Here is a 20,877-nt window from a genome sequence, read left to right on the forward strand (position 1 = left end):
CGTCACTGGAGCCGACCTTCCGACGGGGGGAAGAGACGTAATCGGACCGACCAGCTGGTGCCGTTATGATGTCCGACGAAGCCGCCGTTCGCGACGAATATTCGCCGACGTCGCGAACGAGCGGATTTCGTATGGCATCTGAATGAGATGGCGGTGCACATACCATAAGAACACCGTCCATCTGCGTGACCTACCTCTATAGAATTGCTGCCTTCAGCCGACCGGCAGCGTCCGATTGCTCCGGCACGTCTTTCGGTTCAACATCAGAACTGCACCTTCATCTCGACACCAAATTCACGGGGGCGGCCGACATTATAGGTGAGGTTGCCCGCGTTCGGTATGAAGTTCAGCGCGCCGTTGAAATAGACTTCCTTGGTCAGATTTGTAACGAAACCGGCGATCGACCAGCCGCTGTCCTTGTGATGATAGGTGATGCGCCCATTGACGAGGCTATAGCTGGGAAGCAGCAGGCGATTGCTGTCGACGTCCGATCCCCATTGTGCGGCCGTATAGCTGTAGTCCGCATTGAAATCGACGCTCGAACCATTGGCCAGTTTCAACTTGTACGCCGTTCCCAGAGACACTTTCCATTTCGGCACGCGAGGCAACGGGGTAGCGGTTGTGATGAAAGTCGTGTTGACCTTGTCATAGGCTGCCTTGAGGTAGGAAACGGCCGCGGTAAGGCTCAGCCCAGGCAAGGGATTGAGCTGGGTCTCGAGCTCCGCGCCATAGATATGCGCCTTGCCGGCGTTTTCGAGGATGGGCGCGGGCGGGCCGACCGCGGGAATACGCTGGAGCTGGATATTGTCATAGTCGGTGTAGAAAATGGTGGGATTGAACCGCAGCCGGTTGTTGAGTGTCTGCAACCGCATGCCGGCCTCGCCCGTCCACACTGTTTCAGGACCGAAGGGAATCAGCGCACCTGTCGGCAGAATGTTATAGCCGCCAGCCCTGAAACCCTTGCTGATCCCGATATAGCTCATCACATCGGGCGTCCACTGCATCTGCGCACGCAGCATCGGCAGGAACTGACTCCAGTGCTTGTTGCTCTCGACACCGTTGTTGACGGCCGCGCTGGCCTCTTCCCGACCGATGCGAAGGCCGCCCGTGACGGTCAGCCGCCCGGAAAGGTCATAAGAAATATTGGCATAGACCGAGTCAGACTGCGATCCACGTTGGTTCAGATTGACGGCGGTGCTGCCTATCGCGCCTGCAAGATTGTAGGAGACGAAGCCCGCATGGCCGCTGAATTTCTCGATATAGTGATAGACCCCGATGGTATAATTGAGCGCCCCGGACTTCCCGATCGCCTGCAATTCATGCGACCAGTTCGCGATACGATTGTCCCCAATTGCCAGAAGTACAGGCAGGGGCGTTCCGTCGGCATCGTTGGCATATATGTTGCGGATGATCGTCCGACCCGACAACAGCTTGAGCTGCAAGCCGTCGCTAATATCGGCGGCGACCACGAGATGGGTATTGTGCGCGCGGCTCTCGTCCGAACTCAGCGGCGATGCGCCATAAGCGAGCTTCGGGCTGACGGATGCGTAGGCCTGCGTATAGTCGGGGTCGGCGTAGAAATTGTAAAGCCTGCCGAACGCCGTCGGCACCAGTGGCCCCGGCGTGACGCCGATGGTCGGTATATAGACGGTATAGCCGTCTAGCCTGCTCTTGGTATATTCATGGCTGAGATCGACCGTCACATCGTCTACCGGCCTAAAGCGGACCTGCCCGCGCAACAGCCTGTCCGACATCGCGCCATTCCGATCATTGTCGATGATCCGGCGCTGCCAGCCGTCGCGCTCAAGCCGCGCTCCCGTAACCCGCACGGCAAGCTTTTCTCCTAGCGGCACGTTGATGACGCCCGTGAGATCAGCACGACCATAGCTGCCGATCGTCCCGGCAACAGTGCCCCCGAATTGGTCGTCGGGTTTGCGCGTCTGGTAACGGATAGCGCCGCCGACGGCATTCCGCCCAAAGAGCGTACCCTGCGGGCCGCGAAGGACTTCGATGCCGGAAACGTCGAGTGCGGCGAGAAGATTGCCGGCAATGGTCGGATAATAGAAATCATCGATATAGATCGCGACGGCGGGCTGGGTGCCGTTGCCATCCCGCTGCTGGCCGAGCCCGCGAATGGCGAAGGATGCAGCGTTACCTCCCTGGGACGCCGTCTGCGCACTCATGGACAGGCTGGGCACCACGTTGACCAGGCCGGACAGATCCCCGACGCCGCGGCCGGCCAGTTGTTCGGCAGACAAGGCGGTAACCGCAACAGGTGTGGTCTGGAGATTCTGTTCCCGGCGCTGCGCGGTTACGATGATTTCGTCAATACTGTCCCCGGTGCTCGCACCGCGCGACTGGTCTGCCTGCGCCAGCGCCTGCCCCGAAACGCAGGTGAGACCTATTGCTATGGTTGATATTGCACGTCGCATGCCGCCCTCCTCCCATTATGCCGTTTCTTTTTCGAATTCTGTTATGGATCGACGCGCCTATCCGAGGGAACAGCCACCTGACGATGGGGTTTCGGGGCTGCCCCGTCGGCGATGCGTCTTTTTAAATCAATAATAAATATATTTTTATGTGTCAAGGATTGTAATTTCCGGGAATATGGCCGCTTAATTCCATTAAATATCTGTATTTAATGGAATTATTTTCTTATACGGAAAATAAAAACAGAATATCCCTGATATAAAATATATTATATTTAGATAGAGACTCGACCCGGCTATCGATCCTTCAGGATGTCGGCTGGAAGAGGCGTCTCCCCAAAATAAGGACGAGCGTTCCCGACAAGGCGATCACGGAAAAAACGGCGGAGACTTCGGCGCGGCCAAGGCCGGCGGCAAACATCCAGCCAGCCATAGCTGGAGCGATCGCACTTCCGATCCGCCCCACTCCGATCACAAACCCACTGCTGGTCGCCCGCGCCTCCGGAACGAAAACCGTACCCAGGATAGCGTAAATGCCCGCTCCTGACGCGAACACGAAATAACCGCACAGCGCCGCTGCACCAAAAAGCGCGTATGGAGAGGCAGGCGACAGACCAAGCGCCCCAACGGACAGGGCAACACCGAGCATCGCGACTATGGCAATCGGCCGCAACCCAAGTCGGCGAGCCCCGATACCAAGCGATACGCCTCCAGCTATTCCGGCCATGTTCGATGCCGACGATACAAGACTGGCCTCCACGGGCGAAAAGCCCGTGTCTGCAATCATTTGTGGCAGCCAGGTTGAGAAATAATAGGCAACCATGACCAGGCAAAGATTGACGACGGACATTTGAACGACCTGCTGACGCTGGTTCGGAGCAAACAGCAGCGCATATCCTCGCCGGACAGGTGCCGGAGCGGGGATGTCTGCCACGGGCGGGCAATTGAAGCGCTGTAACAGGGCATTTACACGAACAAGCCGCTGATCCGGCGGTTGGCTTCCGGCAAGATAGCTCAGCGACTCGGAGAGGAACAGAATGACGGCGGGTAGAATTATCAGCGCCACGCCAGCGCCGGCGAGGAAAACGGCCGGCCAGCCGTGATTCCGCAAAAGGATCGCCGACGCCAGACCGCCCAGCATCCCACCGATCGGAAAGCCCATAGCGACGATCGCCAGCACCAGCGTTCGCCTGCGGCGGTTGGCCAGTTCGGAGGCCAGCGGAATGATCACCGCCACCATGCCGCCGATCCCCAACCCGGTCAGGACACGGCAGAAGGCAAGCTCCTCGACCGTCCGACAGGCGCTTGAAAGTCCCGTTCCGATAATCATCGTCACAAGGTTGGCGATCACCAATCGACGACGGCCGTACAAATCGGCCAGCGGAGCGAGAATGAACGACCCGAACGCCATGCCGACAAGTCCGCTTGCCAGAAGAAGGCCAACAGCAGCTTTGCCGATAGCCCATTCCGTGCTGAGCGCCGGCATGGCAAAGCTGATCGCCAGGACGTCATATCCGTCCAGCACGGAAAGCAGTATGACGATAAGGATGTTGACCATCTGGTGACGGCTTAACGGACGGTCTTCCAGCCATCCGGATGGATTGCGACCATCCATTGCGTTTCCCTCTCCACCAACTTGCTTCGAGAGATAAACACTTTTTTGAATAAATAAATATTTATTTTTGCAATTGCTCGCTGCGCTGATTGAACGACTGAACAACCAGTTGCGTCGTAAATCGCAGATGATGTTCCATAGCGGCCACAAGACCATCGGCATCACGCGCAAGCGCCAGATCGACCAATGCGTGATGCTCTTTCTCGACGTCTCTATTTGGCTCGGCAGGCGCCGACAGGCTCCTGTACCGCTCTGACTGCTCGTACAGCTGCGCATGCAAAGCCGTCAGTCGGCGACTTCCACAGGCGGCCACCAGTGCCGCATGAAAGGCCGTATGCCGAAGGCGCCACTCTTCCTCGGCGACAGGATCGTAGTTCTGCGGGTAAGCGGTTCCGCGAAGACGATGTGCGGCCGCCAATATACCCGCCTCCCAGTTGACGTCACCGCGTTCTACCGATCGCCTGAGGGCGATAGCCTCGATCGAGCAGCGCAGATCGGTCAAATCCTCCAGATCTTCGATCGACAGTGGAGCCACGTGAAACCCGCGCTGCTCACGCGCAACCACGAGCTGTTCGGGAACCAGACGTGACAGAGCCTCGCGCATCGCACCTGGACTGACGTCGAACTCTGTGGCCAATTCCTGAATCCTGAGTTTCTCGCCGGGGGCATGGACCCCTCTCAGAATTCTGATCCGCAAAATCTCATAGGCATAAGCGGACTGACTCTTTCCCCTCGCCTCTTCCACCCTATCCGAATCCAAATATATTTTACTCGCCATCATGTATGATTGCCATAATTCCGCCCCGCTTTCCACCATCAAGATACGGGTTCAACGGGACGCTTTGCGCGCCTCGTGCTGGGCACGACAATAAAATATATATTGTAGTATAATATATTATTTGATAGGAGGGATCAAACACATGGCGAGGAGAGGCATATATGCGATTGCTGCGATATGAGAGCGCTGGGCGCGTCGGGCTCGGAGTGCTCAAGGAAGGGGCGATTTTGCCGCTCACCGCTCTTCGCGATCATTTCCCGACGATGCTGGCCATCATCGAGGGCGGACAGGCCGCACTCGACCGGGTCGCCGCGTTTGTCGCCCAGTCAGACGAAACGATCCCGCTCGGCGAAGTGCGCCTCCTCGCCCCCATCGAACGTCCCGGTAAATATATGGCGATCGGGATGAATTATCGAAAGCATGTCGAGGAAGCCGAACATCTGGGCGCCAAGCCTGTATCGCATCAATTCTGGTTCAACAAGCAGACAACCTGCCTGGCCGGGCCATATGATCCCATCGATCCACATGTTTCGACCCAACTGGACTATGAGGTCGAACTCGGCGTGGTGATCGGAAATACGGCCAGGAATGTGCGCGTGGCCGATGCGCCAAACCATGTCTTCGGCTATTTCGTGGCGAACGACGTCTCGGCCCGGGACTGGCAGTTTCACTCCCCTACCTTTACGGTCGGCAAATCGTTCGACACCCATGGCCCGATCGGCCCCTGGATCGTTACGGCCGACGAGATCGACGATCCGCACGCGTTGACACTGCGCTGCCTCGTCAATGGAGAGGTCCGCCAGGAATCGTCGACGGGCGAAATGATTTTCAATATATGGGAGCAGATCGCTTATCTCTCGACGGCATTCACGCTCGAGCCTGGAGACCTTATCGCTACGGGTACTCCTGACGGTGTAGGCGTCGCCATGCAGCCGCCGAAATTCCTACAGCCAGGGGATATGGTCCGCTGCGAAATCGACGGAGTTGGAGCGATCGAAAATCGGGTCGCCCAGCCTGGCCAACAGCTATAAGCGGGAGGCTTCTGATGACGATCGAGACACAGGTACTGGTAGTCGGTGCGGGACCCGTCGGCCTGGCGCTGGCAATCGAACTGGGCACGCATGGCATACATGTAATCGTCGTGGAAAAAAGCGACCGCACTGGTGATTCACCCCGCGCGAAAACGACCAATGTTCGCACCCGCACGCTGCTGCGGCGCTGGGGCATTGCCGACAGGCTAGCCGAGGCTTCACCGTTCGGCGTAGACTATCCCAATGATGTCAAGTTCGTGACGAGCCTCGCAGGCAACCTGCTCGCCAACTTCCCCAACGCCTTCAATGGCTATCCGGTGCGGGCGGACGAATATCCCGAACATGCGCAGTGGATTCCACAATACACGCTTGAGCGGATTCTTCTGGAACATGCTTCATCCTTGCCGACTGTCGAAATACGCCTGGGCGCGGCTTTCATCGGCGCCGGTCAAGACGAAGGCCATGTCACCTCGTCGATCGAGACGCGTGACGGGTCATATAACATTCGCAGTGCGTTTCTGGTCGGGGCGGATGGATCGCGCAGCAGCGTGCGGAATCTGATCGGCGCGAAGATGGAAGGGCGGTCGCGCATCGTCCGGGCCTATAACATCGTCTTCCGCGCACCGGGCCTGGCAACCGCACATCGGCAAGGCCCCGCGGTCATCTACTGGCAGGTCGGGCCATCCGGCCTGAGCACGATAGGCCCGATGGATCAGGGCGATCTATGGTTCTTCATGCCTGCTTTCCTCGATGAAAACGAAACACTGACGCATGAAGAGGCAATCGAACAGATCAAGATGACGACCGGCATTGACCTGCCCTATGAAATACTGAGCGCCGACATCTGGTATGCGAACGAGCTCGTGGCGGATCGTCATCGTCTCGGCCGCATTTTTCTGGCCGGGGACGCATGCCATCTTCACCCCCCTTTGGCGGTCATGGGATGAACATGGGCGTGGGCGATGCGGTCGATCTTGGCTGGAAAATTGCCGCGCAATTGAAAGATTGGGGCGGCCCGCGCCTGCTCGACAGCTATCAGAGTGAACGGCGCCCGATCCATCAGGCGGTCGTCAACGAAGCCATTTCCACCATGCGCGAGCATGTGCGCTTGTCGTGGTGTTGATTGCCGTTGAGAAGTGACCCGGGAAGGGCCCAAATTTCCACTGAGAAGTGACCCATGTTGAACTCACCCCTGGCTTTGACGAGCGAGGGGTCATGGAGTGTTGGACATGGCGTTATTGAGCGTTATCCGGCGCTGGCATTTCCGCGATCATCTTTCGATCCGCGAGATTGCGCGGCGTACCGGGCTGTCACGTAATACGATCCGTAAATATCTACGTTCGGACACGGTCGAGCCGCGGTTCAAGGTGCCCGATCGCCCAAGCAAACTGGACCCGTTCGCGGAGCGGCTGTCAGCCTGGCTGAGACGGGAGATGGGTCGGACCCGCAAGCATAAGCGGACGATGAAGCAGTTGCATGCTGATCTGGTCAGCCTGGGCTATGATGGCTCCTACAATCGGGTGGCGGCCTTTGCCCGGGACTGGCGCGATGATTATCGTCGTGAGCAACAGATGAGCGGGCGCGGGACATTCGTGCCGCTGTCCTTCGCACCGGGGGAAGCATTCCAGTTCGATTGGAGCGAGGATTGGGCGATCATCGGCGGCGTGCGCACCAAGCTGCAGGTCGCCCACTTCAAGCTCAGCTACAGCCGCGCCTTTCTCGTGCGGGCCTATTTGCTCCAGACCCACGAGATGCTGTTCGATGCCCATAATCATGCGTTCCGCGTGCTGGGTGGTGTTCCGCGCCGGGGCATCTATGACAATATGCGCACCGCCGTCGATAAGGTCGGGCGCGGCAAGGAGCGGAACGTCAACACCCGCTTCCTCACCATGGTCAGTCATTATCTGTTCGAGGCCGAGTTCTGTAATCCGGCAGCAGGCTGGGAAAAGGGCCAGATCGAGAAGAACGTCCAGGATGCCCGGCATCGGCTATGGCAACCCACGCCGCAGGCGGAAAGCCTGGATGCTCTCAACCTATGGCTGGAGGAGCGCTGCAAGGAGCTGTGGCAGGATATCCCGCACGGGATCGAACCGGGTTCGGTCGCCGATGCCTGGGCCGATGAAGTGGAAAGCCTGATGCCGATGGGCAGACCGTTCGATGGCTTTGTCGAACATGGGAAACGGGTCTCGCCAACCTGCCTGATCCACCTGGAACGCAACCGTTACAGCGTGCCGGCGTCGTTCGCCAATCGGCCCGTCAGCCTGCGGGTCTATCCCGATCGCTTCCTGGTCGTCGCCGAAGGGCAAGTCATATGCGAGCATCAGCGCATTATCGACCGATCCCATGATGGGCCGGGGCACACCGTCTATGACTGGCGTCACTATCTGGCGGTGGTTCAGCGCAAACCCGGCGCCCTGCGCAACGGCGCGCCGTTCCTCGAACTGCCCGAGGCCTTCCAGCGGCTGCAACGGCATCTGCTGCGCAATCCCGGCGGCGACAGGGAAATGGTCGAGATCCTCGCCCTGGTTTTGCACCATGACGAAGAGGCGGTGCTGACCGCTGTCGCCCTGGCGCTGGACGCGGGCGTGCCCACCAAGACCCATATCCTCAACCTGTTGCACAGGCTGCTCGATGGAAAACCGCTCTCGATGCCGCCGGTAACGGCGCCACAGGCGCTGAGGCTGGTCAGCGAGCCAATGGCCAATGTCGAGCGCTACGATGCCCTGCGCCGGGAGAACCGTCATGCGTCATGATCCCGCCACCGGTGCCCTCGTCGTGATGCTGCGCGGCCTGAAAATGCCCGGCATGGCTCAGGCCGTGACCGATCTCATGGCTCAGGGATCGCCCGCCTTCGAGGCGGCCGTGCCGATCCTCTCCCAGTTGCTGAAAGCCGAGACGGCCGAACGCGAGGTGCGATCCGTTGCCTATCAGCTCAAGGTTGCGCGGTTCCCCGCCTATCGCGATCTCGCCGGCTTCGACTTTGCCAGCAGCGAGGTCAACGAAGCGCTGGTGCGCCAGTTGCACCGCTGCGACTTCATCGATGTTGCCGACAATGTGGTGCTCGTTGGAGGTCCGGGCACCGGGAAGACCCATCTCGCAACGGCGCTGGGCGTTCAGGCGATCGAGCATCATCGAAAGCGGGTCCGCTTCTTCTCTACGGTCGAACTGGTCAATGCCCTGGAACAGGAAAAGGCCCAGGGGCGCGCCGGGCAGATCGCCAACCGGCTCGTCCACTCGGACCTCGTCGTGTTGGACGAACTGGGTTATCTGCCGTTCAGTGCCTCCGGCGGCGCGCTGCTCTTCCACCTGCTGAGCAAATTATACGAGCGCACCAGCGTCATCATCACCACCAACCTGAGCTTCAGCGAGTGGGCCACCGTGTTCGGCGACGCGAAGATGACCACAGCGCTCCTCGATCGGCTCACCCATCACTGCCACATCCTGGAGACCGGCAACGACAGCTTCCGGTTCAAGAACAGCTCAGCCCAGCAAGCCAGACCCAGAAAGGAGAAACCCGCACCTTGACCCACATATGACATCCGAAACATAACCATCAGGCGGGTCACTTCTCGGTGGAAATCCCGGGTCACTTCTCAACGGCAATCAACACTGACAGCGCTTGAGGAAAAAATCGCAACAGCGACTAGCAAACACAACGTCTTCCTGAGGGAACTGGGGTTGCCGCTGTTGCGTTGAGGAGAAGCGATTTGCAGGTTTCAGTTCTCGACCCCAAGTCGCTCAGAAAGGCGTTGCTCCGACTGATCTGGAAGCATGAGAGGGACCAGTTTGAACCGAGTTGTCTAGTAAAAGGGCCGTTGCAAAAGGGGTTGCCAAACTGCCTCCTAGGCGACAAAATGTGTCCTGGGACTTTTTTCAAAGTCTCATAAATAATTGATTTTGCGCCATTTATTGCCAGCACTGGTGCGTGGGGTGAATTACCGCGCGGGACGACCCACTTCAGTTCTGGCCAAGGATCGGGAGCTGCGTTGCCTCAATGGGTTCCGGGCAACTCATCGCCAACAAGCGGCACCCGATCCGGCGTCCGCGTGAGGATCTCCAGTGCCGCAGCCGGATTGGCACGCTCAGCACGGACCCGAATGTCCGCTATCGCCCTCAATTCACCAACCCGCTCCGCGATCAGCGACGACAGAAATTGGTTGAGCGAGGTGCCGTTCAGTTCCGCAAGATGCTTGGCTTCGGCCATAACGTGGTCAGGCAGTCGCAACGGATAATTACTCATTTCGTCTCTCCTCGCTCGAGGCGTAAAAACAATTCACCGGGCTTAATCACATCCACGCGGTACAATTCTCGCGCAGGGACAAAGTCCCGTACATTCATCGTGACGATCGCATCTGCGCCAGCTTGGACCGCGCACTCCAATACCATATCGTCGGCCGGATCGTTGAGCGTCGGACGCAGCTTAGTTCTGATCGGCATAATCCTCCGTGCTTGTCCGACCAACGCATCGAGCACCGTATCCAACTCCGCCTTCGATGCCCAACTCGCCTCGCGCATCGCTGCACGATTGAGCACTGCTTCATATTCCAGCACCAGCGCAACAGAAACTGCATAAGCGAGCTCGCCCCTAAGCGCGCACTCGATGATCCGATACGATGCTCCTGATCGGGACCAGAGCGCAGCGACGAGTATATTCGTATCCAGCACGTACATGACGTCATATATAACGTCACCCCCCTCGATTCGCAATAGCCGCGAAATGGGCAAATTTATGACCGCAATCGGTTAGGCTCAATCGCTTCGAACAACCACCTGCCCGCCATTTCGCAAGGATGACGCATCATCCCAAAGAATGGGCAAACCCCCAGATCATTGTGCCGATTGCTCCAAGGACGCGTTCGATATTATAGTCCGAAATTCAGCGCTAATTTCAGGGTGGCGCCGTTCGAGGTAGGCGGTGATGCGCTCATTCGCCAATAATTTGCCCAGATAACGAGAGGCGACAACGAGATGCAAAACGTCGTCGCCTAGACCGTCTTCCACCGCCTTCATATCGCGGCTGAGGTTCTCCATCTCTCTTTCCATCCGTGCCATTTGGTCGGGGGTAAGGCCCCCAACCCGTCGTTTGCGATTTGGCTTGGTCAGATCCTCCTCGTTCGTTGCCGCCAGTAACGCCTTCGCGTACGAGTGAGAGAAATTGTTCAACGACACCATTAGTTCGGCCGCCTCAAATTGCCGGGGCGCCTTCATTTTTTTCAACACTTCGAAGGTCTGGATACTGATGTGTCGATCGGCAAGAAGGTTGGCAACCTCTGCCGTGATACCGGTCAGGAGGTTTCGCCGCCTTCGCACAACATTGACTTCTACGCCAAACGCTCGCGCAATCTTCTCCTCCGAAGCCCCACGCCTGACGGCACGGTCAATCATGTAATGTTCCTGCACGGTCGCGAGCCGGTTTACCCGTTTATTGTAAGTGAAGGCCTCGTCGTCGTCGGAGACGATGCACCGAACCTTTGTATCTCCTCGCTTCAGGAGCGCATAATAACGAAGGTGACCGTCTACCAGCAAGTACGGCTCACCTTCTTTTTGCTTGGCGACAACGAGGGGTTCAGCCAGGCCGACGGTGTCAATGGAAGCCACGATCCGACCGAAGCGTTTCGAAATCTCTATCGCAGCCGTAAGCTGACGAAGTGGCAGAATGTCCGCCAATTGCAGTTCGATCACTACGCGGTCAAACGCGACCTTAACCTTCCTTGGCATCCTCAAGCCTCCGATATGCCAATACGCTCCGCCAGAGGAAGCGGAAGCGTTCCCATAGATTCTGCGCGAAGAAGGGTGACAAAATGTTCTTCTGAGAGTAGTTTCTTCATTGCATTCACAACGAACAATAACCGACTCTGCGCGAGGCTCGCCTTCTTCACAAGCAGCTTCTGACGCTGAACCTCTTTTTGATAGACGCGGACAAGAGAAGTGGCCGTCGGCTTGAGCCCTTTTTGGGAAGAACCTCTTGCGGACCGCATCGTTTTGCCAATCTGGGAGCGTTCATCAAGAATCCGCCGGATTTTCACGATCTGCGAGATCGTAACAAGGCCCTTTTCGTAGGCTTCTGAGAGGGCATTCTGAGTATCCGTATCTCCCGCCATTACAATCTCATAAGCAACCGAATGAGGTATCATTCCACGTTCAACCGCGTTTAGAAGACGTTCTTCTCCACGGTCAAGCATTGTACAGATCATCGACACATATTCGTTGCTGAAACCGATCTTATCAGCCACCTGCTGGTTGTTGTATCCTCGATCTCTCAGCGCACCAACTTCTCGGATTAGTTCCAGCGGGCTGTGGTTTCGCCTAGCCATGTTCTCCACGAGGCTAAGAATGTAACTGTCCTCCCGTGACACTTCGATCACGATGGCGGGAATGCGTTCTTGCTTCAACTCAATGAATGCTTCGAGTCGGCCTTGGCCGCAGACGAGCGAAAATCCGCCCTTGGATGCTGGAGTCACAGTAATCGGCTTCTTCAAGCCAAGCTTGGAAATGCTATCTACAAGCTCCTCAAAGATGCGCTTATTGCGCTTCCGGGGATTGATAACCTGAATCGCGTCGATGGGGATCATAACGATCTCTTCGTGCGCTTCGCTCATGCGACATCTCGAATCTGAAATCGCCGGGACAGGTGGTAGAGTGGTGAAAGATCATCCGCCCGATAGGCGTCCAAGCCAATTCCATTGTGCTCAGCGAGCCTCGCCATGTCGCGCAGCTCATCGACAAGTGCATCCTCGCGCCGTTCCAGCTTATTGGCCACGAAGTGGAAGGAATTGACGAAGCCCCAGGCAATCTCCGCCGCCAGCGGTTCAAGCCGGGTGTCGGTGAGGAGGTCGAAAATGGTCGCGATCACCGCCCCGCATTCGGCCTGCGCGGCGAGCGGTTCGGGCATGTCGTGGTCGCCCGGTTCCTCCCCCGGTTCGATGATGGTGAGGGGGATGGGATCACCGAAGGCGCGCTGGAAATCGGGGCTGGCGGTGATCGCGGCATAGAGGCTCTTCAGGTCAGCGAGGCTGTCGACGCTGCGGGGATGAATGTCCGTCATGGGATCTCTCCTCATGGGATGAGGGCAAAGGAAAAGGGCTGGAGAAGCGATGCTCCTCCAGCCCCATTGCGACGATGATGAGGACCTTAGAAGGCAACCTCGTCATCGAAATCGGCACCGGCGCCGACGAGTTGGCCGCCCGGTTCCGCGGTGCTTGCGCCAAAGCCGCCTTCGCCGCCCCGTTCATAGTCGGTGTCGCCACCGCCCATGCTGTCGTAATTGGCCGCACCAAAGCCGGAGCCGCCAAAGTCGGACCGGAGCGTATCGCGCCGCCAGGCGATGGAGTAACCACCCGTCTCAATCGGGAACAGGGCGATCGCCAGCGGCTCGGGAAGGCTCGGGTCGTCGATATTGCCGGCGAGGAAGACCTCCCCGGACTTCTTGGCGACGGCTTCCCAAAGCGCCCCCACCTGCACCCAGCGCCGCGCGACATTGAGGGCGATGACTTCATAGGCGGGTGCCCTGGGGTTCATGCTCTCGACCTTGCGCAGGCCGATCCGGGGGAGATCGATCGTCCGGGTGGCGATGCGGCCTTCGAGGCGACCATTGATTTCACGAACTTCACCGATGTTCATTGACTTGACCTTTCATTCTGTCGCTCGAAACCCATTTTCGGCGACAAAAATCTCAAATCCCTCTTTTCTCTGATCCCGGCAGCGCGGCTGGGCGCGCCCGTCGCCGCATCGGCACTACCTCTCCAGGCCACGCTCCCCATTCGCGCGCATGTGTCGCCCACTGACAGCCGCGCGACGTCTTCCCCCCACACGCCACCGCGGCAGGGATGAAAGCCCGCCAGGGCCGAGACCCGCGCAGCCGGGCTCGGGGCGCAGCCCGTCAGCCCGGCGCCCGCGTCATGCGCGGGCGGTCGCCCAGCCCCAAACCCCACACCGTTCCACCCTTGACGCCCTGCCCCATCTGGCGACAGACAGATTCCATGGCTTCTTCCAAAACCCTCAACCAGGCCAATCTCGAGGCGCTGGGCGCCAATCGGCTGGCCCAATTGCTGCTGGAGCTTGTGGCAGGGGATGCCCAAGCGAAACGGCGCCTGCGGCTGGAGCTTGCCAGCGCAAGCGGCAGCGGCGATGTGGCCGGAGAGGTCGCCAAGCGCCTCGCCACCATCGCCAAGGCGAAAGCCTTTGTCGACTGGAACAAGGTGAAGCCCCTCGCCCAGGATATCGAGGCACAGCGGCGCGCGATCCTGGAGCATGTCGCGCCGACCGATCCGGCGACGGCGCTGGATCTGCTGTGGAAGCTGATCGCGCTCGCGCGCCCAGTGCTCAGCCGGTGCGACGACAGCCATGGGACGCTGGGCACCGTGTTTGCAACGGCGCTCTCCGATCTTGGCTCGCTCGCCGCTGCTGCCCGCCTGCCCACTGACCGGCTTGTCGACCGGGTGTTCGACAGCGTCTGCGACAATGACCATGGCCAATTCGACGGCCTCGTCGCCCTGATGACGGAGCCGCTTGGCGAAGCAGGACTGAAAGCCCTCAGGCACAAGTTCGAGGCCATGGCGCGCGAAGGACCGCAGCGGCCACCCCAGGCCGAACGGCGCGTCATCGGCTATGGCTCAGGCGGCGTTTTCTACGAGGACGAGATGGAAGCCCGGCGCCATGAGCGGCTTGTCCGCCAGGCGCTGGTCGACATTGCCGATGCGCTGGGTGATGTCGATGCCTTCATCGCGCAATATCCAGTCGATCAGCGCCATAATCCCGCGATTGCCGCTGCCATTGCCGAGCGCCTGCTGGCTGCGGGCCGCGCGGCGGAGGCCATGACCGTGCTCGGCGCGGCCGAAGCAATACGGCGTCGGGGTGGCCATTGGCCGGACTGGGACCGGGTGCGGATCGCGGCGTTCGATGCGCTGGGCCACGCGGACGAGGCCCAGGCGGCTCGCTGGGAGCGGTTCGCCACCGCGCTCGACGCTGAATATCTCCGTGCTTATTTGAAACGCCTGCCCGACTTTGACGATCTGGAAGCAGAGAAGCGGGCGCTGGCCCATGTCCGCGCCTTTCCATCGCTCCCGCACGCTTTGCATTTCCTGCTCGCCTGGCCCGCTATCGACAGCGCGGCGACAATGCTGCTCGCCCGCGCCGACGAACTGGATGGCGGCCCCTATGAAATCCTCACGCCTGCGGCCGAGGCGCTGGAATCGCGTCATCCCCTGGCCGCAACGCTGGCGCTTCGCGCCATGATCGATTTCGCGCTCGAAAAGGCCCGGGTCAAACGTTATCCGCATGCCGCACGCCACCTGCAAAGTTGCGCGCATCTCGCGCGGCGCATCGATGATTATGGCGGCCATCCCGACCATGATGCCTATGTAACGGCGCTCAAGGCCAAGCACGGCCGCAAGCGCGGCTTTTGGGACGGCGAGTCTGATGAAAGGATGGCGCCGATGTCGCGTGCGCCATGCAGAATGCGCTCAATGCGGATGACCGAAACCAGAACGCTGTAGAATATGACATAGCTGCCATGAGGCCTGGATCGAAGCCGGCGCGAATCTCGGAAAGGGCGACGCCGGATTGGGAGAAGTCGACGATCTTCGTCAAGCCGCTTCGAGTTCATCAAGGAAAGTGACGTCCCGAACGAGATTTTGCAGGGAGAACGCTGCCCATCGAGATGAAAAATCGCCTGAACGGATATAAGCTAGATCGCCAGCAGAGCGCGGATTTTTCCCTGAACTTCCAGCAGCGCCGCTTGCGATACTGTTCCTTTTTTTGTCGCCTTCCGTGCCATCCAGTCAACGCTTTTGAGCTGATCTGCCAATACAGCGCTGGGTGGGTTCTGGCTGATTAACACCTCAAAGGGATAGCCTTTGATCTTGCTCGTCATAGGACAACAAATCATCATCCCGCGCACGCGATTATAGGCCGCCGGTGACAGGACAAGGGCGGGTCGATGACCGGCCTGCTCATGTCCAGCCTGGGGATCAAAGTTTAGCCAGACGATATCGCCCATATTGGGGATATATTTCGCCATTACCAAACCTCATTGCCGACAGGCGGACCGAAATCGACGTCTTCGGGAAAGTTTTCAGGCTTCATCCCCGCCAGCAACTCCTCAAGGGTGAAGGCAGGCGCGGTGATCGGCTCGATGATGACCCGGCCCTCTTCTTCCCTGACATCCACCTCCTGATCGATATGCAGCGCAGCAGCGGCCATGATCGAGGTAGGAATCCTGACCGAAGCACTGTTGCCCCACTTTTTCACTTGCACACGCATGACCATCTCCAATGTATCGACATTGATGATACATTATCATAGCGCGAATCCGTGTCAACATTGTATCGACTTTTGTTGCGTGGGGTATGCACAAGCTGCGGTGCCGATGCCGTCGGCATCCGATGCGGATTTGCCGGATCCGACCAGTTGATATTTTCGATCACCCAGTCGGGCACGAAATCCCAATCAAAGCAGAGCAGATAGGTTCCGCTGACTTCCTGCCAGGCTTTCTCGACGGCGCTCGTCCAATCCACGACGATAAGGCGCAATGCAGCGGTCCCGACGGTCTCAAAGCTGCGCGCAATCGCCGCGGCCAAAAGCCTTGCAGCCGGATCGCCGCCGGCCTGGTCCCGCAAAGCAAGCACGGCTTCCCAGAGGCACGCCGCGGTTTCGAGACTGAACTCTTCGCTCTGGTTCATATGCCGATCCTTTCTTGTGAAGCTCAGGCCGCGTTTTGGGCGTCGCCCTGGTAAAGTCCGAGATCGCACGCCATCAGCGCATCGAGAGCCAGCTCGAGCCGATCAAATGCATCTGCGAGGTCCATAATCGGAACGCAATGGCAGGCATCGCCCGCCTCATGATCGCCGTGATAATGGATCGGCAGCATATCGGCGGTCATTTCGGGAAAAACCGCCCGGACAACCAGCGTCTCGACCCGCCGGGCCACAAGACCGATGCGGCAGGCCAGAGAGGACCGCTCAGGTTCCCGCATGGCGAAATAGCGATCGGGCGCGATCAGCGGTGCGATGCGTACACATTGAGGCCGGCCCGCTATATGAGGACCAAGGACCGAGGGCAGCATCGCCTGTCGGTCAGTTGAGAGTGCCGCCCATGGCACCAGCGCACGATATTGGAATAGGAACGCCGCGCCCGGAAGCCGGACGCGGGTAACGATCATGTCCATGATGGACCTCCGATGAAAGAGAGGATCGCGCCACGAAGTCCTGACGAGGACGGATCGATCAGATTATCGCCGATCGCCGGCCAATGGCGCAGTTGTGGTCTTGCGCGTCAAATATTATTCTCGGCGCATGCCAGACTCGGCACCGATGGCAATCCCGCCCGAGCCGGCCATGCTCCAGGATTTCAACCACCCTTTGGATCGACGCAGATCGGGGAGGCTTTATGCGCGAACTTGACGAAGAGGAACGTGAGATACTCCGCATGCTGGACAGTGGCATCTCCACCCCGGACCTGATCACGATTGTCCGTGATCTGGGCGATGTACTGCGGCAGCAAGGCTATGTGATCCAGGCCAATGTGGCCGAGCTTGCCGCCGACCGCTTGATCCATCTCGATGCTCGCCTGAAGGCGTTGTTGGCAGGACCAGCCGATTACCAGTCATGAACGGGCAGTTCCGCGAGCACTGGGCCATCGCAATCGAAATGCAGCAGGCCTATGCCCCGGCTGCGGGCCAGGCGGACCGCGTCCAGAAGATCCTTGGGAAGCAAACATTCCCGCATGGGATCAAACTGCCTCGTCGCGACAAACCAGCCACGCGCGTTCCGGGCAACGGTGATCGGCGCCTCATGCGCGTGACCGTTGGTCCAACTGTCAAGCACCGCTGCGGTCGCCATGGAGAGATGAGAGGTGGCAAGGACGCAGTACCGCCCGATGTCCGCCCCTGGCAGCGCTGGAAGTTCGCCATTCGGACTTCGCAGCTCTGGATGGGTTCCGGTTGAGGATGGAGAAGCTGACAATAAGGATGCCAGCCCGCGTGAGGAACAGGACATGGGAAATGCTCCGGATTTGAAGAATCTAACAAGAATGCGAACTGAAGATGGACCGATCCCGGGGTGATCGATCCATCCTTCTCAGGCCTGCCTGGCAATAGCGCGGCGCCGCAAATCAGGGATCAGCGGGTTATCATAGACGCTCATCCCTGAGCGTTCGAGCGCATGCTGTTCGGCGCGATACCAGTTCGGCGCGTCGATCGTGTAGAGTTCCATCCCATATTGCTCGTCACCGCTCAGGAACTGGACTTCGACAAGGAAGGTCTGGATTTGAGGGGAAGCGCCCATGACGGGATCCTTTCGCAAGAGTGATTGCGGCCCCGGCGGGCGCGGGGGCCGAAGGGGATCGAAAAAGCGGATTGACGTCAGGCGCTCAGTGCGCCTTTTCGAGGAGCCTGCGCCCCTTGACCTCGACGTCGAGGCGATTGTCCTGATGGGATTTCGTCCGCGCATGGGCGGTGATGCCCTGGACGAAATCGAAGAGACTGGCGGGCGGGTGGCCTTCCTCGGCCAGCACCGTCGAAATGATCTTGCCGGTTTCAGCCTTCGAAAAACCCTGCTTGCGCAGGAAAGTCTCGCGATCCTCGTCGGTGCGCGCCACGATCCGCTCGCGCGCGGTGCGAATGCCATCGATAAAGCTTCGGGCTGAGGAATCCGCGAAATTTTCAAGCGCCGGCGCGGCTTCAAGGGCGAAGCGATTGGCGGCGAATTTGGAGTGGCGGATCGAGATTTCCTCGAAATTCTCCACGCCCCACAGGTTCCTGTTCATGCACACCGCGCGGAGGTAGAAGGTCGCCATGCCAAGGGTTTTGGAACCAACCTCCGAGTTCCAGCAATAGAAGCCCCTGAAGAAGAGATCAGGATCGCCATTGGCAAGCCGACCCGCTTCAATCGGGTGTGTGTCATCGACCAGAAACAGGAAGACGTCGCGATCAGATGCATAGAGCGTCGTCGTGTCGCGGGTCACATCGACATAGGGGTTGTAATGCATGTTTCCCCAGTCAAGCACGCCCGGCACTTTCCAGCGCGTGTCGCCAACGCCATTGCCTGCGATCTTCATGACCGCGGAAACCAGTTCATGATCCCAGATTCGGCCATAATCCGGCCCGGTAACAGCCCGCAGTTCCGTGCGCCCTTCTTCTGTCTGGAGCAGCTTCACCTGTTCACCGCGATGGGCGAGCAGGCCATGCTGGAGATTGATGCCAGCCAGAGCCGCCGGCAGCGAGCGGAGATAGGAAGCCGGCGCACCGACCAGGCTTGACAGCTGACCGAAGGACCAGTTGGTGGGCGCAACAGGACGGTCGTCGCCGGGAACAAACAGGCTGAGACGCTCGGGATCTTCGGACCGTGCTTCGACCCGGACCGCCCTGCTTTCGACGATCCGGGTCGAAGCACGGTCGGCGCGGGCGCGGACACTGTCATAAAGATCGGTCAGCGAGAGAAACTTATCATCGTCGGGACGCGAATACCATTCGGAGGACACGCGGCCGATATTGCGGCCGCGCGAGATGTCGACGCGATAGGCGCCGCCAACAGGCGACTCATCATCGTGCGGGATGAGACTGGACATGGGATGATCTCCTCATTCGGGCTGGACATCGGGCGCATCGACACCCGGTCCATATCCACTCCGCCCCCTTCCCTCCCGTTCCTGCCTCGCTGCCCGGTCTTACAGACCATCCAAGCGCGAATATTCGCGTCATATCCTCAGCGAAAAACGGCCCCGGTTCAGGCACGCAATACAGGATCGATCAGCGCATCCTCTGCAAAGGCGGTAGACCAGACAATGGCGTCAACACAGTTCCTCCCGCGAGCGATGACTTCATTCTCTGGGAAGATGGCAATGCTGCCATCGACATCCTGGATGAGACAGAAGATCTCGCCGCTTTCGCGGGCACGGACCATCGCCCACTGCTGCATCTGGTAAATGATCATGACGAAGTGCTCCCGGTAGCGGATGGGGCATGAAGTTCTGTATCCGGGGTTGTTTGATCGTGCGATTTGGCGCGATCAAACATGGCGACCATTGACTCAGCCCGTCGTCTTTCCTTTGACTCCGCGAACTGAACGGAGCATGGCTTTACCGTTTCGCAACTGACCCGAGTCCAGGGTCACTTCCTTCTCAATATCCCAGGAAATATCCTCATGGCTGACACCGAACAGACCGACACCACGACTTTGGCCGTTCAGTTGCTGAGCGCCTATGTCGCCAATAACAGGGTCGAGAGCTCTGACCTTGCCGCCCTCATCCAGTCGACGCGCGCAGCGCTGGTCGACGAGCCTACCGCTACGGAAGCGGCACCCGTCGAATATGTTCCCGCAGTCAGCATTCGCAAGAGCCTCGCGTCGAAGGACCATCTGATCAGCCTCATTGACGGCAAGCCCTACAAGACGTTGAAGCGTCACCTGGCCGCAAACGGGCTTACACCAGAGGAATATCGCGCACGCTATGGTCTGCCCAAGGCCTATCCCATGGTAGCGCCCGCCTATGCGGACATGCGCCGCGACGTCGCCCAGCGCAACGGTCTTGGTCAGCGGCCCGCCGCAGCTAGGGCAGCGGAAGCCGCACCGGCGGCAAAGACAGTGACACCAACTTCGAAGCCCGCTTCCGGGAAAAAGGCCAGCGCAAAGGCTGCCGCTGCGCCGGCCAAGGCCGCAGTAGCTTCTGAAACGGCCGGGACGCCGGCTACGACAGCAGTCACCGACAATGGAGTGACGAAGTCGACGCCGAAGGCAGCAGCCGCTTCCAGCAAGCCTTCCGTCAAGGCGTCGAAGCCCAAGGCGGAAGCGAAGCCTGCCAAGACGGCCACGGCTGAAAAGGCAGCGAAGCCAAATGCGAAGGCAAGCCCGGCCACCGCGAAAACTGGCAAGAAGCCGGTAGCGGCAAAGGCGACGCCTGATGCCAAGGCGGCACTTACGGCCGCGCGCAAGAAGCTTGGTATCAAGATTTCCTCGGCTGAACCGACATCGCCGGCAACGGGCGAAGCGGCGGCTCCCGCAACCGAAACCGCATGAGAGCGAATGCCGCCTT

The 20,877-nt window shown here is 59.2% G+C and carries 22 protein-coding genes and 2 pseudogenes; 8 read left to right on the top strand and 16 right to left on the bottom strand.

Annotated features, from left to right (window positions below):
- Positions 1-263: 263 nt before the first annotated feature.
- The 3 genes from CAF53_RS20540 to CAF53_RS20550 form a co-directional block, all read right to left on the bottom strand.
- A complete protein-coding gene (locus CAF53_RS20540) occupies positions 264-2,432 on the bottom strand; it encodes a TonB-dependent receptor (protein WP_100239414.1) in 2,169 nt (722 codons plus the stop codon).
- Between the two features lie 304 nt (positions 2,433-2,736).
- Positions 2,737-4,206, bottom strand: coding sequence for an MFS transporter (locus tag CAF53_RS20545; RefSeq protein ID WP_100239415.1), 1,470 nt, complete (start codon positions 4,204-4,206; stop codon positions 2,737-2,739).
- Positions 4,106-4,825, bottom strand: a complete 720-nt coding sequence (locus tag CAF53_RS20550) for an FCD domain-containing protein (RefSeq protein ID WP_046764363.1) — start codon at positions 4,823-4,825, stop codon at positions 4,106-4,108. Before CAF53_RS20550 ends, CAF53_RS20545 begins: the two co-directional genes overlap by 101 nt.
- Positions 4,826-4,983: 158 nt before the next feature.
- Here CAF53_RS20550 and CAF53_RS20555 point away from each other — a divergent pair, with 158 nt between their 5' ends.
- The 4 genes and pseudogenes from CAF53_RS20555 to istB all read left to right on the top strand — a co-directional run bounded on the left by CAF53_RS20555 (position 4,984) and on the right by istB (position 9,378).
- Positions 4,984-5,853, top strand: coding sequence for a fumarylacetoacetate hydrolase family protein (locus tag CAF53_RS20555; RefSeq protein ID WP_100239416.1), 870 nt, complete (start codon positions 4,984-4,986; stop codon positions 5,851-5,853).
- A 14-nt stretch (positions 5,854-5,867) separates the two neighbouring features.
- Positions 5,868-6,976, top strand: a pseudogene (locus CAF53_RS20560) (FAD-dependent monooxygenase).
- 106 nt (positions 6,977-7,082) lie between these two features.
- Positions 7,083-8,606: an IS21 family transposase gene (istA, locus tag CAF53_RS20565; protein ID WP_100239417.1), complete on the top strand. Its 1,524-nt coding sequence runs from the start codon at positions 7,083-7,085 to the stop codon at positions 8,604-8,606.
- Positions 8,596-9,378 (top strand): IS21-like element helper ATPase IstB, encoded by a 783-nt coding sequence (gene istB / locus CAF53_RS20570; RefSeq protein ID WP_100239418.1) that lies wholly within the window; start codon positions 8,596-8,598, stop codon positions 9,376-9,378. Before istA ends, istB begins: the two co-directional genes overlap by 11 nt.
- A 466-nt stretch (positions 9,379-9,844) precedes the next feature.
- On the opposite strand, the gene CAF53_RS20575 is transcribed toward istB, so the two are convergent.
- From CAF53_RS20575 to CAF53_RS20600, 6 genes and pseudogenes are all read right to left on the bottom strand, one after another.
- A complete protein-coding gene (locus CAF53_RS20575) occupies positions 9,845-10,093 on the bottom strand; it encodes a hypothetical protein (RefSeq protein ID WP_157801323.1) in 249 nt (82 codons plus the stop codon).
- On the bottom strand, positions 10,090-10,524 hold the full coding sequence (locus CAF53_RS20580; protein WP_157801324.1) for a putative toxin-antitoxin system toxin component, PIN family: 435 nt from the start codon (positions 10,522-10,524) through the stop codon (positions 10,090-10,092). The genes CAF53_RS20575 and CAF53_RS20580 overlap by 4 nt, the downstream gene beginning before the upstream one ends.
- A gap of 156 nt (positions 10,525-10,680) precedes the next feature.
- Positions 10,681-11,571 (bottom strand): plasmid partitioning protein RepB C-terminal domain-containing protein, encoded by an 891-nt coding sequence (locus CAF53_RS20585; protein WP_100239421.1) that lies wholly within the window; start codon positions 11,569-11,571, stop codon positions 10,681-10,683.
- Between the two features lie 2 nt (positions 11,572-11,573).
- Positions 11,574-12,452, bottom strand: a complete 879-nt coding sequence (locus CAF53_RS20590) for a plasmid partitioning protein RepB C-terminal domain-containing protein (RefSeq protein ID WP_100239422.1) — start codon at positions 12,450-12,452, stop codon at positions 11,574-11,576.
- A 98-nt stretch (positions 12,453-12,550) separates the two neighbouring features.
- Positions 12,551-12,898: pseudogene (locus CAF53_RS20595) on the bottom strand (hypothetical protein); the annotation flags it as partial.
- An 86-nt stretch (positions 12,899-12,984) separates the two neighbouring features.
- A complete protein-coding gene (locus tag CAF53_RS20600; RefSeq protein ID WP_100239423.1) occupies positions 12,985-13,473 on the bottom strand; it encodes a DUF736 domain-containing protein in 489 nt (162 codons plus the stop codon).
- A 359-nt stretch (positions 13,474-13,832) separates the two neighbouring features.
- Here CAF53_RS20600 and CAF53_RS20605 point away from each other — a divergent pair, with 359 nt between their 5' ends.
- Positions 13,833-15,347, top strand: coding sequence for a DUF6880 family protein (locus tag CAF53_RS20605; protein ID WP_197707505.1), 1,515 nt, complete (start codon positions 13,833-13,835; stop codon positions 15,345-15,347).
- A 191-nt stretch (positions 15,348-15,538) separates the two neighbouring features.
- Here CAF53_RS20605 and mazF read toward each other — a convergent pair whose 3' ends face one another.
- Genes mazF through CAF53_RS20625 form a run of 4 tightly spaced genes read right to left on the bottom strand, consistent with a single transcriptional unit; the run spans position 15,539 to position 17,017 of the window.
- Positions 15,539-15,871: an endoribonuclease MazF gene (gene mazF, locus CAF53_RS20610; protein WP_100239424.1), complete on the bottom strand. Its 333-nt coding sequence runs from the start codon at positions 15,869-15,871 to the stop codon at positions 15,539-15,541.
- Positions 15,871-16,113, bottom strand: coding sequence for an AbrB/MazE/SpoVT family DNA-binding domain-containing protein (locus tag CAF53_RS20615; RefSeq protein WP_100239588.1), 243 nt, complete (start codon positions 16,111-16,113; stop codon positions 15,871-15,873). Before CAF53_RS20615 ends, mazF begins: the two co-directional genes overlap by 1 nt.
- Complete coding sequence (locus CAF53_RS20620) at positions 16,098-16,532, bottom strand: hypothetical protein (RefSeq protein ID WP_197707506.1); 435 nt, start codon at positions 16,530-16,532, stop codon at positions 16,098-16,100. Before CAF53_RS20620 ends, CAF53_RS20615 begins: the two co-directional genes overlap by 16 nt.
- Before the next feature lie 23 nt (positions 16,533-16,555).
- On the bottom strand, positions 16,556-17,017 hold the full coding sequence (locus CAF53_RS20625; protein WP_100239425.1) for a hypothetical protein: 462 nt from the start codon (positions 17,015-17,017) through the stop codon (positions 16,556-16,558).
- A 221-nt stretch (positions 17,018-17,238) separates the two neighbouring features.
- On the opposite strand from CAF53_RS20625, the gene CAF53_RS20630 reads away from it, so the two are divergent.
- Positions 17,239-17,460 carry a hypothetical protein gene (locus CAF53_RS20630; protein ID WP_100239426.1) on the top strand — a complete coding sequence of 74 codons (222 nt, stop codon included), beginning with the start codon at positions 17,239-17,241 and terminating at the stop codon, positions 17,458-17,460.
- Positions 17,457-17,795, top strand: coding sequence for a hypothetical protein (locus tag CAF53_RS27185; protein ID WP_157801325.1), 339 nt, complete (start codon positions 17,457-17,459; stop codon positions 17,793-17,795). Before CAF53_RS20630 ends, CAF53_RS27185 begins: the two co-directional genes overlap by 4 nt.
- A 132-nt stretch (positions 17,796-17,927) precedes the next feature.
- Here the strand turns inward: CAF53_RS27185 and CAF53_RS20640 are convergent, their stop codons facing one another.
- The 3 genes from CAF53_RS20640 to CAF53_RS20650 all read right to left on the bottom strand — a co-directional run bounded on the left by CAF53_RS20640 (position 17,928) and on the right by CAF53_RS20650 (position 19,781).
- Positions 17,928-18,134, bottom strand: coding sequence for a hypothetical protein (locus CAF53_RS20640; protein ID WP_100239428.1), 207 nt, complete (start codon positions 18,132-18,134; stop codon positions 17,928-17,930).
- An 85-nt stretch (positions 18,135-18,219) separates the two neighbouring features.
- Positions 18,220-19,416, bottom strand: a complete 1,197-nt coding sequence (locus CAF53_RS20645) for a DUF932 domain-containing protein (RefSeq protein ID WP_100239429.1) — start codon at positions 19,414-19,416, stop codon at positions 18,220-18,222.
- Positions 19,417-19,574: 158 nt separating this feature from the next.
- Positions 19,575-19,781 (bottom strand): hypothetical protein, encoded by a 207-nt coding sequence (locus tag CAF53_RS20650; protein ID WP_100239430.1) that lies wholly within the window; start codon positions 19,779-19,781, stop codon positions 19,575-19,577.
- Between the two features lie 210 nt (positions 19,782-19,991).
- On the opposite strand from CAF53_RS20650, the gene CAF53_RS20655 reads away from it, so the two are divergent.
- Complete coding sequence (locus tag CAF53_RS20655; RefSeq protein ID WP_100239431.1) at positions 19,992-20,861, top strand: MucR family transcriptional regulator; 870 nt, start codon at positions 19,992-19,994, stop codon at positions 20,859-20,861.
- Positions 20,862-20,877 lie beyond the last annotated feature (16 nt).

It is taken from the genome of Sphingobium sp. LB126 (assembly GCF_002795205.1).
Lineage (GTDB): Bacteria > Pseudomonadota > Alphaproteobacteria > Sphingomonadales > Sphingomonadaceae > Sphingobium > Sphingobium chungbukense.

Coding starts and splice junctions, on each gene's coding strand:
- CAF53_RS20620 (WP_197707506.1), bottom strand. CDS start 16,532: ATGAACCAGAGCGAAGAGTTCAGTCTCGAAACCGCGGCGTGCCTCTGG.
- mazF (WP_100239424.1), bottom strand. CDS start 15,871: ATGGCGAAATATATCCCCAATATGGGCGATATCGTCTGGCTAAACTTT.
- CAF53_RS20625 (WP_100239425.1), bottom strand. CDS start 17,017: ATGGACATGATCGTTACCCGCGTCCGGCTTCCGGGCGCGGCGTTCCTA.
- CAF53_RS20545 (WP_100239415.1), bottom strand. CDS start 4,206: ATGCCGATGGTCTTGTGGCCGCTATGGAACATCATCTGCGATTTACGA.
- CAF53_RS20640 (WP_100239428.1), bottom strand. CDS start 18,134: ATGGGCGCTTCCCCTCAAATCCAGACCTTCCTTGTCGAAGTCCAGTTC.
- CAF53_RS27185 (WP_157801325.1), top strand. CDS start 17,457: ATGAACGGGCAGTTCCGCGAGCACTGGGCCATCGCAATCGAAATGCAG.
- CAF53_RS20645 (WP_100239429.1), bottom strand. CDS start 19,416: ATGTCCAGTCTCATCCCGCACGATGATGAGTCGCCTGTTGGCGGCGCC.
- CAF53_RS20650 (WP_100239430.1), bottom strand. CDS start 19,781: ATGATCATTTACCAGATGCAGCAGTGGGCGATGGTCCGTGCCCGCGAA.
- CAF53_RS20540 (WP_100239414.1), bottom strand. CDS start 2,432: ATGCGACGTGCAATATCAACCATAGCAATAGGTCTCACCTGCGTTTCG.
- CAF53_RS20550 (WP_046764363.1), bottom strand. CDS start 4,825: ATGATGGCGAGTAAAATATATTTGGATTCGGATAGGGTGGAAGAGGCG.
- CAF53_RS20615 (WP_100239588.1), bottom strand. CDS start 16,113: ATGCGTGTGCAAGTGAAAAAGTGGGGCAACAGTGCTTCGGTCAGGATT.
- CAF53_RS20605 (WP_197707505.1), top strand. CDS start 13,833: ATGGCTTCTTCCAAAACCCTCAACCAGGCCAATCTCGAGGCGCTGGGC.
- CAF53_RS20600 (WP_100239423.1), bottom strand. CDS start 13,473: ATGAACATCGGTGAAGTTCGTGAAATCAATGGTCGCCTCGAAGGCCGC.
- CAF53_RS20555 (WP_100239416.1), top strand. CDS start 4,984: ATGCGATTGCTGCGATATGAGAGCGCTGGGCGCGTCGGGCTCGGAGTG.
- CAF53_RS20655 (WP_100239431.1), top strand. CDS start 19,992: ATGGCTGACACCGAACAGACCGACACCACGACTTTGGCCGTTCAGTTG.
- istA (WP_100239417.1), top strand. CDS start 7,083: ATGGCGTTATTGAGCGTTATCCGGCGCTGGCATTTCCGCGATCATCTT.
- CAF53_RS20575 (WP_157801323.1), bottom strand. CDS start 10,093: ATGAGTAATTATCCGTTGCGACTGCCTGACCACGTTATGGCCGAAGCC.
- CAF53_RS20630 (WP_100239426.1), top strand. CDS start 17,239: ATGCGCGAACTTGACGAAGAGGAACGTGAGATACTCCGCATGCTGGAC.
- CAF53_RS20590 (WP_100239422.1), bottom strand. CDS start 12,452: ATGAGCGAAGCGCACGAAGAGATCGTTATGATCCCCATCGACGCGATT.
- CAF53_RS20585 (WP_100239421.1), bottom strand. CDS start 11,571: ATGCCAAGGAAGGTTAAGGTCGCGTTTGACCGCGTAGTGATCGAACTG.
- CAF53_RS20580 (WP_157801324.1), bottom strand. CDS start 10,524: ATGTACGTGCTGGATACGAATATACTCGTCGCTGCGCTCTGGTCCCGA.
- istB (WP_100239418.1), top strand. CDS start 8,596: ATGCGTCATGATCCCGCCACCGGTGCCCTCGTCGTGATGCTGCGCGGC.